A 17,842-nucleotide genomic window follows, 5' to 3' on the forward strand; every position below is an offset into this window, starting at 1 on the left:
CACAAGCTTCATGAGTGGAAGCGTCCTTTAAACGAAGTCGATATGCTGACAAATGCCGATAATATGCCGGGCAAATGGCAGCTACTGATCTACTTAGGGCAACAAACCATCCTCTCACAACAAAACCAACCTTCCCCTTAAATGTGCCTTTGCACTTTTGCTAAACTTCATCGTTTCACCATCAATGCTGTGGGTTCCAGAGCATTATTTGTGGTATCATCAATCTATTTTTTTGATGTTTTCTTCTTTTAAGAAGGTACTCCCCCCACAAATCATGTTGTAAAATTTTGTTTCTTAGTTTTCATAACCTACTTTACACTATCATATAGTTTCTTTCAAATGGTTAAAACATTCCAGGTAAGTTCATGTTGCCCGTTACTTTTGACATCTCTTTACTTACCATTTCTTCAGCAGAACGTATGGCTTCATTTACCGCAGCCATTACTAAATCCTGTAACATTTCCACATCATCTGGATCTACTACCTCTGGTTTAATATCTATGCTGATAATTTCTTTTTTTCCAGTCATTTTTACTATAACGGCTCCACCACCAGCGCTAGCTTCCACTTCCTTTTTCTCAACCTCTGCCTGCATCTCTTCCATTTGCTTTTGCATTTTTTGTGCTTGTTTAATCATGTTATTCATATTAGGCATTCCACCCATTCCTTGGAAACCTTTTTTACCCATATTTTATTCCTCCTTCTATTTTAATTATTTCTAGTTATTATATCTTGGGCCCTCTATTATAAATTATTCATCTACAATTTCAAGAAGACCTTCTGGTAGTACCTTTTTTAATTTCTCAATGATAATTTCTTCATCATTATTTTTTTGTTTTTCATTTATTTCATACTCCATTACAAAAGATAGTTTTGGATTTTGTCCTGTAACTTTTTTTATAATACTAGCAATATATTCTTTGTTTTTTTCTTTGTCAAGGGTCTCTCTATGGAACCCATAACCATCTTTAAAGCTAATGATCAACCTGTTTCCTTTTATTCCTTCTATATTCCCTTCCTTCAGCATTGCTTCAACTTGAGCTTTTTTATCCCTTTTTATAAAGTCCTTTACTTCCTGCCATCCATCCTTTAAAGCAGAAAAATCTAAAGCCTCTTCCTTTGAAGATTCTATCTCTTCTTTTTCCGTTTTTTCTGGACCCAAAGATTCTTCTTCAGCGGCCTTTTCTACAGTTTTGATTTTTTTAACAGGGTTTTCTACTATATTTGTACTATATGTTTCTCTTAAGCTGGTTTCTTTAAAGGCACTTTTTCCTGATGCTATTTTTTTTTCTAATTGAAGTACTCTTTCTATTAAAGAATCTACATTTTCTTCTTGTTTTTCTATACATAAGGATACTGCTGCTACCTCCAACAAAATTTTTGGTTGAGCAGCATATTTTGCCTTTCCTTCTAACTCAGATAAGATATTTATAGCTTCTTTAATTCCATTGATGCTAAAAGATTTGCTTTGCTGCTGCAGCTTCTCTAAAACTTCCTTAGAGAGACTTAATAGCTCTTCCAGCTCTACATTGATTTTTGCCATCATTAAATTTCTAAAATGATAGACTAACTCCTTTATTAACTGCTGTACATCCTTTCCTTCTCCAACAATCTTTTGAATTAAATGAATAGCCTCAGATGTGTTTTTTTTAGCAATTGCCTCTACTAACGAAAAAATCATTTGGTGGTTAACCAGTCCTAGTGTATCTATTACTTCCTCTTCTGTAAGCTTTCCATCCGTAAAGGATATACATTGCTCTAGAATGCTTAATGCATCCCTTAAGGCCCCTCCAGCATTGATAGCTATTATTCTTAATGCCTCTTCCTCTGCGTCAACCTCTAGCTTTGAACATATTTCCTTTAATCTTTCTATGATTGCCTTTGTGGTAACGCCTTTAAAATCATATCTTTGACACCTAGATAAAATAGTAGCCGGTAGCTTTTGTGGATCTGTAGTAGCAAGAATAAATATCACATGATTAGGAGGTTCTTCTAATGTCTTTAAAAGAGCATTGAAGGCCCCAGTACTAAGCATATGGACTTCATCAATGATATAAATTTTATAGCTTCCTTTTGAAGGTGGGTATTTCACATTTTCTCTTAGTTCTCTTATATGGTCCACACCGTTATTAGAGGCTGCGTCGATCTCTACTACATCCATAATGCTTTCTGTCAAAATTCCTTTGCATACTTCACACTGATTACAAGGATTAAAGTCTTCTGGCTGTAGACAATTTACTGCTCTTGCAAAAATTTTTGCCGTGGAGGTTTTACCTGTACCTCTTGTTCCAGAAAACAGATATGCATGAGATATGCTTTTAGCTTTTATTTGGTTTTTTAATGTAGTTGTTATAGGATTTTGTCCTACGACATCCTCAAAAACTTGAGGCCGAAATTTTCTATATAGTGCTTTATATGCCATAAAAATCACCTTCATTATATCAAGAGTTTATGATCCTTTGTTTTAAAAACTTTTTTCTGTACCAGCATTTATTATTATATCATATATCCTTACCTTCAACCATTCAAATAAAACCATTACTTGCTTTTAAGGTTTTTTCTCTCTAGGTTGTAGCTCAGTTTATTTCCACAGTGAAGTACTTTTTTTATCCCTTAAGCAATTAGAGGTCTTAGTCCTACACTGATGGATAAATAAGAAAGAAGGTGTTGAGAAAAAATGGGCAGCATATTGGATTCTTGCATGCCTTTGGCAACAAATCCCTCTAAATTGGCCATGGCTATTGGTATCATAATTAGTACAAATATAAGGATAATTGCAAATCCTCTAGCAAAGCCCAACACGCCTCCAGCTAAGCCGTTTACTGTGTTTAATACAGGCAACTCAAAAACTTCGTTTGCTAAATGACCTATAATCAATATAATGGTTCTTGCTAATACAAATAAAATAATCATACTAATGGTATTGATAAAAAAAGTAAGCATCGTATTTACCACCTGCCCCTTTAGAACCTCTATTGTTTGTTGCGCGTAAGCTTCTACAGGAATTTCCTTTAATATATATTCCTCTAAAAATACCGGCAGCTTTATAAAAGCCCCCTCTTTCAATTCATCTATTTGTAGAAAATCTAAGTTTATGTTTTTCCCTATAAAGTTTTGTATACCCTCCATAAGAGTAGGGGTGCTTCTAATCCAAGCGGCAAGCTGTAGATGGTAAACCTTAGCAACAAAGAAAGCAATGATATAGCTGCCGAAACTAAACATTGTTAGAATGAAGCCTTTTCTATAGCCTCCAATACTGCTTAAAACCACAATCACTACCATTAACAAATCAAACCACATCATATACAAAACCCTCTCCTCATCTTTCTATGATTCTCATAAAGGCTACCTTTCCTTTTGTAACAACTACTACGTGTTCCTTAGAAAAAATAAAAACCTCTTCTATATCGCTAGAATATTTGTGTTCCATTTCAACAATACCTCTTTCATCCAATAGGTAGATGGTTCTAAGAGAGTAGGCGGCTATAGCTTTCTCATTTACATCTATCCCTAAAATTGATTCCTCTGTTGTTGTTTCTCCAACCACGTTTCCATTGTATTGTATTATTTTTACTTTTTCTCCTCCTTTTGTATGGATTAATGGATTTTTTCCACTTTCTCCACTATAAAAGGTTATATGTCTGAATGGTTGCTCCTTAAAAAGCTTTGTCCTGTCAACAAAAGTGTTCCATAAAATTTTGTTTGTTTTATTGATGCTTAATACCTCTTCTTCCTTAACAGCAATTAGATTCCCCTTGGAATCATATAAGAAGCCTAGTACTAATTGATCTTTTAAACTTGTTGAGCCTATTAATTGACCTTTGGTGTCATAGGTTAGCAGGCTGCTTTCTATTGTGTTGTTTGATTTTAATGTGTTAACAGCCACAAAGTCGTGCTTTTTTGATATGGCTAGACTGATAACCGCTCCCTCAGTTAATGAAAAGTTGCTATGTTCCCTTCCCTCTTGATTCAAAATCGTCAGCTTAGTAAGCTTGTTTTTTTCTGGATATTGTAGAATCACGTAGTTTTCTTCACAAACCTCAAAGTTCTTTAAAGCTTCCTCTGAGGCATATCTATAAATAATTTCTCCATTTTTTCCTATCCTCAACAACTGATTTTTGCTGTTATCTACAACATATATATTGTTTGAGTTTGTTTTTATCATGGGATTGGTTATTCCTAAAAATATATGCCATTTTTGAATGCCTGCTAAATCATAGAAGGCTAAAATTCCATCCCAATATTGAAGAATGCCCTCCTCCATTTTTTTATAAGTAACCACTCCTTGATAATCTGTTTCTATTTCTTTTATCAAGTAGATTTCTTTTTCTACAGTTGAAATTGTCTTTCTTGCAGCGTTTATTAGCTTGGGTCCAATTAAAATCAACATAATTATCATAAGTATTAGTATCGTTTTTCTTTTGTTTTTATTCATTCAGCACCTCCTGTTTCACGGGAAACAATTGTTTCTATCTTATCTATATTCCTCAAAGAAGCAAAATCTCCTTTTTCCATTTTAAGATAGTAATAACCATCTTCAACTTACTAGAGGAGCCTTAGTTATTATTAGTTTTTAGAACAAAAACCCCTATAAATAAAAATCCAACATATCCAAATAAGGGATAGAAAAAAGAAACCAAATTTTTAAAACCTAAAGTAGCCAAGGGGATTGATAAGCAACAAACCAAAATTCTTGCCCACCCTTCTCTTAATTTCATTATGTAGGAAAATCTTAATATACACCCATAGCCGTTTGCTATCGCCGTGGTAAACATGGCTAATAACAAAACAACGCTATATATTTTTTTATGTGTTTCACTCAAAGAATGTGCTATCGCCACCATGGGCACCTCTAGGCCTACAATATCTGTATATAGTAATAACAAGCTTAATAAGATTAATAATGCCACAAAACCCAAACCTAAACCTCCTAATACTCCGCCCCATTTAGCCGCCTTAGCATTATGAATATAGGGTAATAGGGAGGTTATTACGATAATGGCTCCTATACTATTATGTGCTGCATATAATAATGAAGACTTTACCCATCCCAAGTTTAGCAAGAAAAAATCAATTAAACCACCCTCTAGTTTTAAAGTGTTTATGCCTTTTAAAGCTACAAAGGATTTTCCATGCAGATTGCTAAATAGGAGCTTGTTTTTTATAAGAACCGAAAGAGACACAAAAAAAACAACACCTAGTAAAAAAGGAACAACAATATTATTTGCTTTTGCAACACCATCAATGCCAAAGGTAAAAACAGAAAAACAAAATACAGACATAATTAATATTCCATAAATAGCTGGTATTTGAAAGTTTTCTTTAATAACAGCACCACTGCCTGCCAACATAACAAAATACCCCACCAATAGTAAAAAAGCTACCAATAGGTTAAACCCATTAAAAACCTTTTTGTGAAAATATCTTCGGCCGTAATCTTCAAAACTTCTGATTTTTTTTCTATAAACCGTCTCTAAGGTTCTAACTGCTACAACAACTAGAATCAGTGTTGAAAAACCTATTCCCAACACTCCTGATTTGCCATGTTTTCCAAAAAATTGTAATATTTCTTGACCTGAAGCAAATCCTGCTCCTATAACTGTACCAATATATACACTTGCTATGGTACAAATAGATTTTAATCCTTTCATAAAATCCCCCCTAAGATTAATATATTTTTTCATATATAGGGGGTATTCTTAATAAATTGTATTGAACAAAGAATTTTGGGGAAAGCTTTATTAGTAAATAAAGTTTATTTAATATCAAGGATTTGTTCATAAAATCTCTTTCACTTAAGGAGGAACCCTTATGTCTTTATCTCTTTCAAAGACAGCTAGCTCTATCGATATCAACACCAGTATGGCCTCACTAAGCTTTAGCAGTATTTTTTCTAAGTATATTGAAAAGTATTATTTTTCCTCCTATAGCGAGCTGGTTTTTTTGTGTATAGGAACTGATCGCTCTACAGGAGATGCCTTAGGTCCTTTAGTTGGACACAAGTTAGTAAGGCCATTATCTAGACATCCCGACATCTATGTTTATGGTACTTTAGATAAGCCTGTTCACGCAAAAAATCTACAAGAACAAATAGATACTATCCAGGACACATGTGTAAATCCTTTTATTATAGCTATCGATGCTTGCTTAGGCAGGGTTGACAGAGTTGGTTATATAACTGTGGGAGAAGGCCCTTTAACTCCTGGTGCCGGAGTTAATAAACAATTACCCTCTGTTGGTGATCTCCATATTATGGGCATTGTTAATTTAGGGGGTTATATGGAGTATATGATTCTTCAAAACACAAGGCTTCAACTGGTAATGAAGATGGCTGACACCATTGCAGAGGGGATTAAGTTCTCTGTCTGGAAAATGCATAAAGAAAAACTACTTTCATAGAATTAATTTTTTTCAATAAAAAAACCAACCAACGTAGCAGGACTAGATTTGCGTAGTCAGCTGGGTTTAAAAGTGTTTTTTTTAACCAAATAAGCTTCCATATCTCCTGTTTTCTATAATGTATTGTATTTCCTCTATAGATTTATTATTTGCATTGATTAAAATAGAACCATAATTATTTGTTTCACCTGTATCATTTAGATTCTTTATTCCTGAGTAATCGTCAAGGTATACAATAGCATCTATCCTTCCTTGATCTTGAAAGCTAACAAGTTCATAACCTTTTTCCTGTAATGCCGTTTTAATCTCTGTCAAATTATCTTGTATCGCTATTCTTTTCAATAAAGACACCTCCTTGGCTTATTATTCCAAAAAGGTGTTTTTTCATTCTCAATTTTTTGTTTTTTATTTAAGCTCTATCTATACTGTATTAATGAAGTATAGCATTAACTATTATATGCAATAACTTGGGTTCCTTTCTATAAAAACAAAATCCTTTAGTATATTTAAAGCTATCCAATAATAATCTCTAAGCTTCGATGTAAAATTTCAAATACTAATGGTTTGTTCTCTATAATTTCACCATCAGCATTGATTTGTATTTGTTTATCCGAGAAAATAGTTACGGTTTTTGCTCGATAAAAACTTACCTCTTGATATTTTACATGCTTGCCCATGTATATTGTAGGAAACAACAACAACAGTTTAAGTTTGTTCATGGCTTTTATAACATATACATCAAAAAGTCCATCCTCTAAATCTGCTTCTGGCGCAACCTTCATTCCTCCACCGTAAAAAACACCATTGCAAACAGTAATCATCATTACCTCTTCTAGCATTATTTTGTCATCTATAACAAATTGCACCTTTCTGCTTTTAAAAGTACTTATTCCTTTTAAAGCTGCTAGTATATAGGCTCCTTTTCCAGCGATCCACCGCTTTATATTGTTGGCCTCAGAGGCTATAACCGCATCAAGCCCTACGCTGGCAAAGTTAATAAAATGTTTTTCTCCTATTTTTCCTAAATCAATTTTTTTGGTTTTTCCTTCTAAAATTAACTCTAGGGCACTCTCTGGATTTTCTGGAAGCTTTAATGTCCTGCTTAAATCGTTACCGGTACCAGCAGGAATTATTCCTAATGCCTTATTGCTGCCAATCATCCCATTTAAAACCTCATGAATGGTGCCATCTCCACCTACTGCCACAATAACAGCGTGTTTTTTGCTTACAGCTTCTTTAGCAATTTTTTCAGCCTCTCCAGCTTTGGTGGTTTCTATTAGTTCATAGGCGACCTTTCTTTTATCTAAAACTTCTTTTATTATTGGTAGTATCTTTGCCCCTTTGTTTTTTCCTGCAATAGGATTAATTATAAATAAATAGGACAATTGCTCCACCTACCCATTGTCTTTTTTTCCTCTAGCGCCTTTTATTTTAACATTATCTAGATCGTTAGATTTAGCTCTTTCTAAGGCTTGAATCTCTTCAACAGAAAGGTTGTAATTTGATTGTCCTTCTTTAACAGGTTTAGCATATGAGATGGTTTCTGCTCTTCCATGAATTCCTGTTAAAATGATTCCAGTATCATTGTTATCTAACAAAGCTATGGAATAACTCAAATCACTTCCTACATCTTGAAATGCGTTATATCGGACAATACCTACTTTTTGAATGGAGAAGCTTATTCGATTTTCTAATATGTCTAATTTGGAATAAAGCTCCTTAAAATCCTCCTGTACTTCTTCTACTTTAGCAATATGCTCCATTAGTACATTTTCTATGTTTTTTCCACTTGTACCTTTAACCAATCGCTTGTATTTATCTTTTAAATTAGCTGTCATGCTGTAGTTTATTGCTAGTAAAATAATTAGAAATAAGTTCATTACTAAACCAGTAAAAATAAAAGTTAAAGAATACGCGTCTATAATAGACAAAACCTCTTGCATACAATTTCTCCCTTCCCTGACTTCTTTCTTTGTTTTTATAAACTAGTTCTTATTTTTTGTTGATACAATCAAATATCACATTTTATATTCTACAACCTTTGATTGTTTCCCTTCTAAACCCATTAAAATATACTGATGTAATTTTTCCCTCTTTAGCCTTTATTTTTATATCCTTCTTAAATAGTGTTTCTTGTTTTTTTAAAGCTAAAGAACAAGAAAAAAATCCAATCACCTCAACATATTTTAAGTAAGCTTAAGTGTTGGATTTTTATAGATATACAAATCGAAAGCTATCATTATACTAAGATTTGTTTGGATATTGCTAAGCTTAATTTTGATACACTAAAGGGCTGCATTTGCAGACAATAGCCATGGTGTCCGATTCATGGAAATGAAAAATACGTTAAGAAATTCGTATGTTTGAATGCAGTGAGTTTGCAAATTTTAGTGTTTTTCATTGGAATGGATTGTAGACATCATCCATTGGTGAAACCGCAGGCCTGTGTTTATCAAATTTACGATCCATCATTGTATACCTAATTATAGCAAATAAAAAAATGTATATTTTAACTTCTTAGATTGTACATCTATATTTAATTTTTTTGTTTTTCTTTTTTATATTACCTCTTCCTTTATGTTTCTTATTGCTTCTATCGCTATCTTCACCTCTTCTTTTGTGGTAAAATATCCAAAACTAAACCTCACAGTTCCTTGCTCAAGAGTCCCTATCGTCTTGTGGGCCATAGGAGCGCAGTGAAGGCCTGGTCTTATTCCAACATCAAAAACCTTATCCAAAACATAACCTATTTCAGAAGAATCCTCTTCACCTATATTGATAGAAACAACTGCCGCCTGTTTTGTTGCATCCTGTTTCCCATAAATAATTATGCCGGGAATGTTTTTCACTCCTTCAAGAAAGCAGCTGGTGATTTCTTCCTCGTGCTTTCTAATTTTATCTAACCCTTCCTTTAGGATAAATTCAATCCCTGCTGTTAAGCCAGCTATTCCAGGGGTGTTAGGAGTGCCGCTCTCATATCTGTCAGGCAGCATTAATGGTTGTGTTAACTCCTGTGACTTACTTCCAGTGCCACCTTCTTTAAAGTGCTTTACTTCTACTCCTTCTCCAATAAATAAGATCCCTGTCCCTTGAGGCCCCATTAATCCCTTGTGTCCAGCTGTAGCTAATAAATCAATATTCATGTTTTTTACATCTATGTCATATACTCCTGCCGTTTGAGCAGCGTCTACTAAAAACAATACATTTTTTCTCTTTGCAATTTCCCCAATTTCTTCAATTGGCATGATGGTTCCCGTCACATTAGAGGCATGCGTAACAACAATTAGCTTTGTGTTTTCTTTAATTGCTCTCTCTATCAGCCTTGGATTAAGCCCCCCTGCCTCATCGCATTGTATAACAGTGTTCTCTACACCATTATTTTCTAAGGATTTTATGGGTCTCATAACAGAGTTGTGCTCCATGCTGGTGGTGATAACATGGTCTCCTTCTTCTAAAACACCTTTGATAGCAAGATTTAAAGCCTCCGTTGCATTACAAGTAAAAATTACTTGCATAGGGTCGTCTATATTGAACAGCCTACAAACCATTTCTCTTCCTTTGAAAATCACTCTCCCTGCTTCAAGAGCAAGCTTATGCCCCGATCGCCCAGGATTAGCACCATAGTTTTTCATGTTGTTCAAAACAGCTTCATAAACCATCTCTGGTTTTGGAAAAGTTGTAGCTGCATTGTCTAAATATATCATAAAAATCTCCCCTTTGTGACTAGGTATAAATTTCATTATCTATTATAACATATTCTATTGTCTTTGCTATGTTATCTCTTTAGTATGTTACTATAGAAAATTTTTATCGTTTTTATTTTTGAAAAGATTTTTTCTATACAGGACGCTTTAGGTTTTTTGTTTGACTTTATTAAAATCTAAAACACATGGAACGCATTTCATGCGTTCCATGTTTAATGTTTTTTAGTAAGTTTTTTTCTTTAATTATAGCACTTAATCTTCCTCTGTAGCATCAGACTAAGCACCTCATCCTTTATATAGCTTCAGTTAAAATTTAATAAGAGCACTAATCCTCTCCGTTAAGTCTCGTTCTATACGGTGAAGTTTCACGTGAAACTTTAAATATTTGTCTCAAATAAACTTAAAATTCTTTCTAAGTCCTGGTCGTTATAGTATTCTATTTCTATTTTTCCTTTTTTTCTCCCCTTTGAAACATTTACCTTTGTACCAAAAAAGCTTTTTAAGTCTTCCTCTATTTTTGCCAAAATAAAATCTTTTTCTCTTTTCTTTTCCTTTTCTTTCTTTTTGGGTTTTAATAAGCATCGGACATGTTCTTCAACTTGTCTTACATTCATTTTCTCTTTTTCTACCATTAGGGCTACCTGGTATTGTTGTTCTGTTGCTTCAAGGCTTAACAAAGCTCTGCCATGGCCAGCAGTTATTTTTTCTTCTTTAATCATATCTACAACCCGCGCATCTAATTGTAACAACCTTAGAATGTTAGCTATATAAGGCCTGCTTTTCCCTATCGCCTCTGCCAATTGATCCTGGGTTATTTTATAGGTATCTATTAAATATTTATAAGCCTTAGCTTCTTCCATAATATTAAGATCTTCTCTTTGAATGTTTTCAATAAGGGCGATCTCCATTAGTTGCTGCTTGTTGTGGTTTCTAATGATACAAGGGATTTCTTTTAATCCTGCTTCTCTAGCAGCTCTCCATCGTCTTTCTCCAGCGATAATCATAAAGCCTTTTTCTTTTTCAATTACAATAATGGGTTGGATTAACCCTTGCGCTTTTATAGAATTTGCCAATTCTTCAAGGGCTTCCTTTTTAAAGCTTTTTCTAGGTTGATTTTCATTAGGAGAAATTTTGTTAATGTTAATATTTTGTATGCTGTTTTCATTAAAAATTTCTTCTACAACCTCCATTGTGTTTAGTTGAGGAATTAAGGCTTGAAGTCCTTTTCCTAACCCCTTTTTCTTGTTTGCCTTTGCCATTTATATCACATCCTCTTCCAAATCTATAAATTCCTCAGCCAATTCTAGATAAGCCTCCGCTCCTTTGGATTTGTTGTCATAGTAAATAATGGGCTGTCCATAGCTTGGAGCCTCTGCTAACCTTACGTTTCTGGGTATGATGGTGGCATAAACCTTTCCTTTAAAGTAGTTTTTTACTTCATCCACTACTTGTATTGATAGATTTGTTCTACCATCAAACATGCTTAATACCACCCCTTGTATTTCTAGGTCGGGATTTATGTTTTGTTTTACTAATTGAATTGTGTTCATTAATTGACTTACTCCTTCTAGTGCATAATATTCGCATTGAATAGGAATCAATACAGTGTCAACTGCTGAAAGAGAGTTAATGGTTAATAATCCTAATGAAGGTGGACAATCTACAAAAATATAGTCATAATCTCCTCTAATTGTATTAATAGCGCTTCTTAGTTTTTTTTCTCTATCTGTAGTAGACACCAGCTCTATTTCTGCTCCGGCTAATTCATTGCTTGAAGGTATTAAATCAATATTTTCATATTCTGTTTTGATAACAGCATCTTTAATATCTACCTCATCTATCATTACATCATAAATACTGTATTCTAGTTGACTTTTATCTACTCCAAACCCGCTGGTGGTGTTTCCTTGAGGATCAATATCTATGACACATACCTTTTTGCCTTTGCTGGCTATACATGCACTCAAATTAACATTTGTTGTTGTTTTTCCAACCCCTCCCTTTTGATTAAAAATCGCTATCACTTTACCCATTTTACTTTGCCTCCTTTTCTACTACACTTAAGTCGCTTTTGTATATTATTAAATTTCTAATAATTTTTCTTTTTCCCTTTTATTTTTTAAAAAAACTTTCTAAGGATTTTACTAATAATAAGTTTTTTTTAAGAATATAATGATTTATGATGACAAAAGAAAAATCAACAGCTATTCTTTTTTGCAAAAGATTGTAAGGAGGTTTCACTATGTTGCGTATGATTTTAACAACCTTTTTTATTGTTTTTGTGGCAGAGCTAGGAGATAAAACACAGCTTCAAACTATGCTTTTAGCCACCCAAAGCAAATCCATATGGCCTGTTTTTATTGGAGCATCTTTAGCTTTAATCCTTAGCTCTTTTGTTGGTGTCTTTGCTGGAACTTTTTTGATGAAATATATTCCTCCCCATTATTTGCAAACAGCAGCTGGGTTAGCTTTTATTGTTATTGGTTTTTTAACCTTATTTAATAAAATTTAAAAAAGCACCTTCCTGAATGCGGGCAGGGGATTTCATACCCTACAACCCCTGTTTTTATATAATAGTAAAGTAGCACTTTGCTATTATATAAAAAAAGATTACTAAATTTCCTCTAGTAATCTTTTATACGTTGTTTTTATTTTCAACATTACCCTTTAGGTATTTTTAACGTTACTTCAATAAAATCTCCTTTATCTACTTGTTTAAATTCAGCCCTCTCTTGTTTATCTTTAATAGCTTCATAAGCTTGCTTTATCGTGTTAATGTAAATCTTATAATTCATAAAGCTTTTTATTTTTTGTTTACTTTTAGGTTCTTTCTCTGCTGTTATTTCCTCTATCATCATTTGAATAAACTCTTCTGTTTTCTTTACATTATAATCATTCTTAATAATCTTATCTATCGCTAAAGCCCTCAACTCATCATCTGGAAGCTTTAATAGTGCTCGAGCATGTCTTTCAGTTAAATTGTGCTCTAATAATTTTTGTTTTATTTCATCCTTTAACCTTAAGATCCTCAGTTTGTTTGCAACAGTAGATTGGTTTTTGCCTATGCGTATAGCTAACTCCTGTTGGGTTAACCCATGATCCTCGATTAAATTAGCATACCCTTGAGCTTCTTCTATAAAATTTAAATCCTCTCTTTGAAGATTTTCTATAATAGCTAAAACAGCTGAATCTTTATCATTAAACTGATTGTTAACTATAGCAGGTATTGTTTCTAGTTTGGCAAGCTTTGCAGCTTTTACTCTTCTTTCCCCTGCTATTAACTCATATTTTCCTTCCCCTATTTGTCTCACGCTAATGGGTTGTAGTACTCCATAGGCTTTAATTGATTGACTTAACTCTTGAAGACTGGCTTGAGAAAAGCTTCGTCTAGGTTGATAAGGATTGGAAATAACAGAATCTATCGTTATCTCAAGAACTCTTTTTTCAGCATTACTCATCCTAATCCCTCTTTTCTTAAGGAAATTCCATTGTATTATTATTTCTATACAAAGACTTCTACTCCTTCTGTTAATTTTAAAAAAATCTTATTTTCGTTTTACAAAAAATTATTGTTAAAGCTATTTTATAGGGTTTTTGGAAGGTTTACCTGCTTTTCTAGGATATTTTGTCGAGGTTTGTTTTATTTTCTCTATTACTAAAATATTGTGTGTAATATCACTAAAGGGTAAGGTTATATCCTTTTTATCTACTATTTTTCCTCCCAGTATTTTTACTGCTTTCTCTCCTTCTATTAGCTCATCTTCTAGCGCTTTCCCTTTTTGACAAATGAAATATCCCCCTATTTTTACAAAAGGAAGACAATACTCTGCTAGAATGTTCAGAGGAGCTACAGCCCTTGCTATAGCGTATTCATAGTTTTCTCTATAGGCTTTATTTTGTCCATAATCCTCCGCCCTTCCATGGACAAACTCTACCTCTGTTAATTCTAATTGAAGACAAACCTCTTTTAAAAAGTTAATCCTTTTGTTTAAGGAATCTAGCAACGTTAACTTTAACTTTGGAAAAATAACTTTAAGTGGTATCCCTGGAAAGCCCGCCCCCGTACCTACATCGATCATTCTTCCTTTGTTTTCTAACTGGTTTACTTGTACACAGGATATAGAGTCTAAAAAGTGCTTTATTATAACTTCTCTTTCTTCCTCTATGGCAGTAAGATTCATTTTTTGATTCCATTCTAATAATAACTCTTTGTATTTTATAAATTTTTTTGTTTGTTCTTCCTCTATTTTTACACCTAGTTGACTGCTGCCTTCCATTAAAAGCTTATTTATTTCCATTGTTTATTATTGCCCCCCCTTCTTTCTTCTTTTTTGTTCTAAGTAGATTAATAGCACAGAAATATCAGCAGGGGAAACTCCTGATATCCTAGAAGCCTGTCCTACAGAAAGTGGTTTGATACTATTAAGTTTTTGTCTTGCCTCTAGTCGCAATCCCTCTATATCACTATAATTTATTTCCTCGCTAAGCTTTTTCTTTTCCAGTTTTTTAAATTGATCAATTTGTTTTAATTGTTTATCTATATAACCTTCATATTTTATAACAATTTCACATTGTTTTTCAGCATCCTTCGATAAATCCTTAGGCTTATTTTCATCAATAGCTAGGATCTCTTTGTAAGAAACCTCTGGCCTTTTTAATAAATCATACAAAGCTATTCCTGTTTTGATAGGAGTGCTGTCTATTTCTTCTAAAATAGGATTTGCTTTTTCTGGTGAAACAGTCGTTTTCTTTAATCTTTCCATTTCTTTTTCTATCTGCTGTTTTTTATTTAAATATTTATTATATCTTTCCTCTGTTACTAATCCTATTTCATAGCCTTTTGTTGTTAGTCTTAAGTCTGCATTGTCTTGTCTTAAAACTAACCTATACTCTGCTCTTGAGGTCATCATTCGATAGGGCTCATTGGTTCCTTTTGTAACTAAATCATCAATCAGCACGCCTATATATGCCTCTGATCTATCCAATACAAATGGCTCCTTCTCTTGAAGCTTTCGTACAGCATTAATTGCTGCCATTAAACCCTGGGCTGCTGCTTCTTCATAGCCCGAAGATCCATTAAATTGGCCTGCACAAAAAAGGTTGTTGATATGTTTTGTTTCTAAAGAAGGCTTTAATTGGGTTGGATCAATACAATCATATTCAATGGCATAGGCTGGCCGCATAATTTTAGCATTTTCTAAACCTATAACCGTTTTGATCATTGCTTCCTGCACTTCTTCTGGTAAACTTGTAGACATCCCTTGTAAGTACATTTCTTTTGTATCTAATCCCTCTGGCTCAATAAATAATTGATGGGAAGGTTTCTCGTGAAACCTTACTATTTTATCTTCAATAGAAGGACAATATCTTGGTCCAACGCTTTCCATATCTCCCCTATACATAGCAGAACGGTTAATGTTCTCCTTTATTACTTTTTGTGTTTCTGCAGTTGTTCTGGTTAACCAACAAGGCTGTTGGTCTATTTTTAACTCATCATTTAAAAAAGAAAAAGGTATCACTTCTTCGTCTCCTGCATGAATAGACATTTTAGAAAAATCAATGGTATCCTTATGTATCCTGGCAGGGGTTCCCGTTTTAAATCTTCGCATATTACAGCCAAGTTCTTTTAGCTTCTCTGAAAGATAATTAGCTGGGAAAAGTCCATTTGGTCCTGATTCATAGTTTACTTCACCAAGATATACTCTTCCCTTTAAGTAAACTCCTGTGGCTAAAATAACCGCCTTGCTATAATACACAGCCCCTGTCCTGGTTACTATACCTTGAACCTTATCCTCTCTAGTGATTAAATCAATAACTTCTCCTTGTTTTATTAGTAAATTGTTTTGATTTTCCAAAGTTTTTTTCATTTCTATATGATACTTTATTTTATCTGCTTGAGCTCTTAGGGAATGTACTGCCGGTCCTTTAGCGGTATTTAACATTTTGCTTTGGATAAAAGCTTTATCTATATTTTTCCCCATTTCACCACCTAACGCATCTATCTCTCTAACTAGATGCCCTTTACCCGTTCCTCCAATAGAAGGATTACAAGGTAATATAGCAATAGCGTCTAAGGTTAATGTTAACATTAATGTTTTATATCCCATCCTTGAAGCAGCAAGAGCAGCTTCACAACCAGCATGACCAGCCCCTACCACCACAATGTCATAATTCCCTGCATTATATCCTATATCCATTTCCTCTACCTCCAATAAACTCTAGCTTTATACAGATGTACACTTTCAAAAGTGCAACCTTTTCATTTTCGTCTATATATCGTTTACTTTCCTATACAAAAGTTTTTAAATATATGATCAATAATATCCTCTGCTACGGTATCACCCGTAATTTCTCCTAATGCTTCCCACGTATTTTTTACATCTACTTCAACAAAGTCTAATGGCATCTTTTTCTTGATGGCTGACACCCCATCCTGAATGCTTGCTAACGCTCTTTCTAAAGAGTTTTTATGTCTAACATTGGTTACCAACAATCTATCCTTTGCTTTAACCTCTCCTGTATATACCAAATCCTCTAATGCATCTTCCACTGCCTCTAGTCCTTTTTCTTCTACTAGGGAAATTTTTATCATTTTTTTATTGACTGCTATTTCCTTTACTTTGTCTAAATCTGCTTTTTGAGGTAAATCTGTTTTGTTTATAAGGATAAGGGTTTTCTTATCTTTTGTTAACTCTAATATTTGTAAATCTTCTCTTGTTAATGGGGTAGAAATGTCCAGCATAAAAATAACCAAATCTGCCTTATTAAAGAATTCCTTAGACTTCTCTACGCCAATTTTTTCAACAATGTCTTCAGTTTCTCTTATTCCAGCAGTATCTATGATTTTTATAGGAATTCCTCTTATATTTAAATGCTCCTCTATAACATCTCTGGTTGTTCCTGGTACCTCTGTAACAATAGCTCTAGCTTCTCTTAAAAGAGCGTTTAATAAAGAGGATTTACCAACATTGGGCTTGCCTACAATGACAGTATTTAACCCTTCCCTTAATATTTTCCCTGCTTCTGCAGTCTTTAAAAGGTTTTCTATTTCTTTTTCTACTTCTTCACTTTTATGTAATAAATACTCTAGGGTTACTTCATCAATATCTTCTTCAGAAAAATCAATAGAAACCTCTATATGGGCTAACATATCCAGCAGCTTTTTTCTTGTTGCACTTACTTTTTTGGATAAAAAACCTTCTAGTTGATCTAATGCCACATCGAAACCTTTATCAGTTTTAGCACTAATCAAATCCATTACAGCTTCTGCCTGTGCCAAATCAATTCGTCCATTTAAAAAGGCTCTTTTTGTAAATTCTCCCGGATCTGCTGCCCTAGCTCCTTTTTTTAAAACCAATTCCAATATCTTTTTCACAGGAATAAATCCACCATGACAGTTGATTTCTACAATATCTTCTTTGGTATAGGTATAAGGCGCCTTTGTATAATGAACCAAAACCTCATCTATTTTTTCTTTCTTGTCAGGATTAAAAATATACCCATAGGTCATCCTTCTTACAGGATACTGGCTTAATTTTTTTCCTTGCTTTGATTGAAATATTTCATCTATGATGTTTATTGCTTTTTCCCCGCTAATTCTTACAATACCTATTCCTGCTTCTCCTGGTGCCGTGGCTATAGCAGCTATGGTATCATCTATGTAAACCATTTTTTCACCTCTTTAATCTATGGCTTTATGCCTTAAAAGTTTATTTTTCAACTATTATTTATTATACCAA

At 33.6% G+C, this 17,842-nt stretch carries 17 protein-coding genes; 2 read left to right on the plus strand and 15 right to left on the minus strand.

Annotation, left to right across the window (positions count from 1 at the left end):
• Positions 1–343: 343 nt before the first annotated feature.
• The 5 genes from BMX10_RS15790 to BMX10_RS15810 form a co-directional block, all read right to left on the minus strand.
• Complete coding sequence (locus BMX10_RS15790; protein ID WP_090446438.1) at positions 344–688, minus strand: YbaB/EbfC family nucleoid-associated protein; 345 nt, start codon at positions 686–688, stop codon at positions 344–346.
• A gap of 63 nt (positions 689–751) precedes the next feature.
• A complete protein-coding gene (gene dnaX, locus BMX10_RS15795) occupies positions 752–2,422 on the minus strand; it encodes a DNA polymerase III subunit gamma/tau (RefSeq protein WP_090446439.1) in 1,671 nt (556 codons plus the stop codon).
• A 191-nt stretch (positions 2,423–2,613) separates the two neighbouring features.
• Positions 2,614–3,303 (minus strand): CvpA family protein, encoded by a 690-nt coding sequence (locus tag BMX10_RS15800; protein ID WP_090446442.1) that lies wholly within the window; start codon positions 3,301–3,303, stop codon positions 2,614–2,616.
• Positions 3,304–3,319: 16 nt separating this feature from the next.
• Positions 3,320–4,435, minus strand: a complete 1,116-nt coding sequence (locus tag BMX10_RS15805; RefSeq protein ID WP_090446444.1) for a DUF5711 family protein — start codon at positions 4,433–4,435, stop codon at positions 3,320–3,322.
• 121 nt (positions 4,436–4,556) lie between these two features.
• Positions 4,557–5,651, minus strand: coding sequence for a YkvI family membrane protein (locus BMX10_RS15810; protein ID WP_090446446.1), 1,095 nt, complete (start codon positions 5,649–5,651; stop codon positions 4,557–4,559).
• Between the two features lie 160 nt (positions 5,652–5,811).
• Between BMX10_RS15810 and yyaC the strand changes: the two genes are divergently transcribed.
• Positions 5,812–6,399 (plus strand): spore protease YyaC, encoded by a 588-nt coding sequence (gene yyaC, locus BMX10_RS15815; RefSeq protein WP_090446447.1) that lies wholly within the window; start codon positions 5,812–5,814, stop codon positions 6,397–6,399.
• Between the two features lie 81 nt (positions 6,400–6,480).
• On the opposite strand, the gene BMX10_RS15820 is transcribed toward yyaC, so the two are convergent.
• The 6 genes from BMX10_RS15820 to BMX10_RS15845 all read right to left on the minus strand — a co-directional run bounded on the left by BMX10_RS15820 (position 6,481) and on the right by BMX10_RS15845 (position 12,136).
• Entirely contained in the window at positions 6,481–6,741 is a 261-nt protein-coding gene (locus BMX10_RS15820; protein WP_090446449.1) for a YkuS family protein, read from the minus strand.
• A 170-nt stretch (positions 6,742–6,911) separates the two neighbouring features.
• On the minus strand, positions 6,912–7,784 hold the full coding sequence (locus tag BMX10_RS15825) for a diacylglycerol/lipid kinase family protein (protein ID WP_090446450.1): 873 nt from the start codon (positions 7,782–7,784) through the stop codon (positions 6,912–6,914).
• A 9-nt stretch (positions 7,785–7,793) separates the two neighbouring features.
• Positions 7,794–8,342, minus strand: coding sequence for a DUF4446 family protein (locus tag BMX10_RS15830; protein WP_090446452.1), 549 nt, complete (start codon positions 8,340–8,342; stop codon positions 7,794–7,796).
• A 615-nt stretch (positions 8,343–8,957) separates the two neighbouring features.
• The gene (locus BMX10_RS15835) at positions 8,958–10,103 is read right to left on the minus strand and encodes an aminotransferase class V-fold PLP-dependent enzyme (protein WP_090446454.1); all 1,146 of its coding nucleotides are present in this window, start codon (positions 10,101–10,103) and stop codon (positions 8,958–8,960) included.
• 377 nt (positions 10,104–10,480) lie between these two features.
• Complete coding sequence (locus BMX10_RS15840) at positions 10,481–11,362, minus strand: ParB/RepB/Spo0J family partition protein (RefSeq protein ID WP_090446456.1); 882 nt, start codon at positions 11,360–11,362, stop codon at positions 10,481–10,483.
• Positions 11,363–12,136, minus strand: a complete 774-nt coding sequence (locus BMX10_RS15845) for a ParA family protein (protein ID WP_090446458.1) — start codon at positions 12,134–12,136, stop codon at positions 11,363–11,365.
• Positions 12,137–12,345: 209 nt separating this feature from the next.
• Between BMX10_RS15845 and BMX10_RS15850 the strand changes: the two genes are divergently transcribed.
• Entirely contained in the window at positions 12,346–12,615 is a 270-nt protein-coding gene (locus BMX10_RS15850) for a TMEM165/GDT1 family protein (RefSeq protein WP_090446460.1), read from the plus strand.
• Between the two features lie 148 nt (positions 12,616–12,763).
• Here the strand turns inward: BMX10_RS15850 and BMX10_RS15855 are convergent, their stop codons facing one another.
• The 4 genes from BMX10_RS15855 to mnmE form a co-directional block, all read right to left on the minus strand.
• Positions 12,764–13,561 carry a ParB/RepB/Spo0J family partition protein gene (locus tag BMX10_RS15855; RefSeq protein ID WP_090446462.1) on the minus strand — a complete coding sequence of 266 codons (798 nt, stop codon included), beginning with the start codon at positions 13,559–13,561 and terminating at the stop codon, positions 12,764–12,766.
• A gap of 120 nt (positions 13,562–13,681) precedes the next feature.
• On the minus strand, positions 13,682–14,401 hold the full coding sequence (rsmG, locus tag BMX10_RS15860; RefSeq protein ID WP_090446464.1) for a 16S rRNA (guanine(527)-N(7))-methyltransferase RsmG: 720 nt from the start codon (positions 14,399–14,401) through the stop codon (positions 13,682–13,684).
• A 6-nt stretch (positions 14,402–14,407) separates the two neighbouring features.
• Positions 14,408–16,300: a tRNA uridine-5-carboxymethylaminomethyl(34) synthesis enzyme MnmG gene (mnmG, locus tag BMX10_RS15865; RefSeq protein WP_090446466.1), complete on the minus strand. Its 1,893-nt coding sequence runs from the start codon at positions 16,298–16,300 to the stop codon at positions 14,408–14,410.
• A gap of 83 nt (positions 16,301–16,383) precedes the next feature.
• Positions 16,384–17,772, minus strand: a complete 1,389-nt coding sequence (mnmE, locus tag BMX10_RS15870) for a tRNA uridine-5-carboxymethylaminomethyl(34) synthesis GTPase MnmE (RefSeq protein ID WP_090446468.1) — start codon at positions 17,770–17,772, stop codon at positions 16,384–16,386.
• Positions 17,773–17,842 lie beyond the last annotated feature (70 nt).

It is taken from the genome of Natronincola peptidivorans (assembly GCF_900111615.1).
GTDB lineage: Bacteria > Bacillota > Clostridia > Peptostreptococcales > Natronincolaceae > Natronincola_A > Natronincola_A peptidivorans.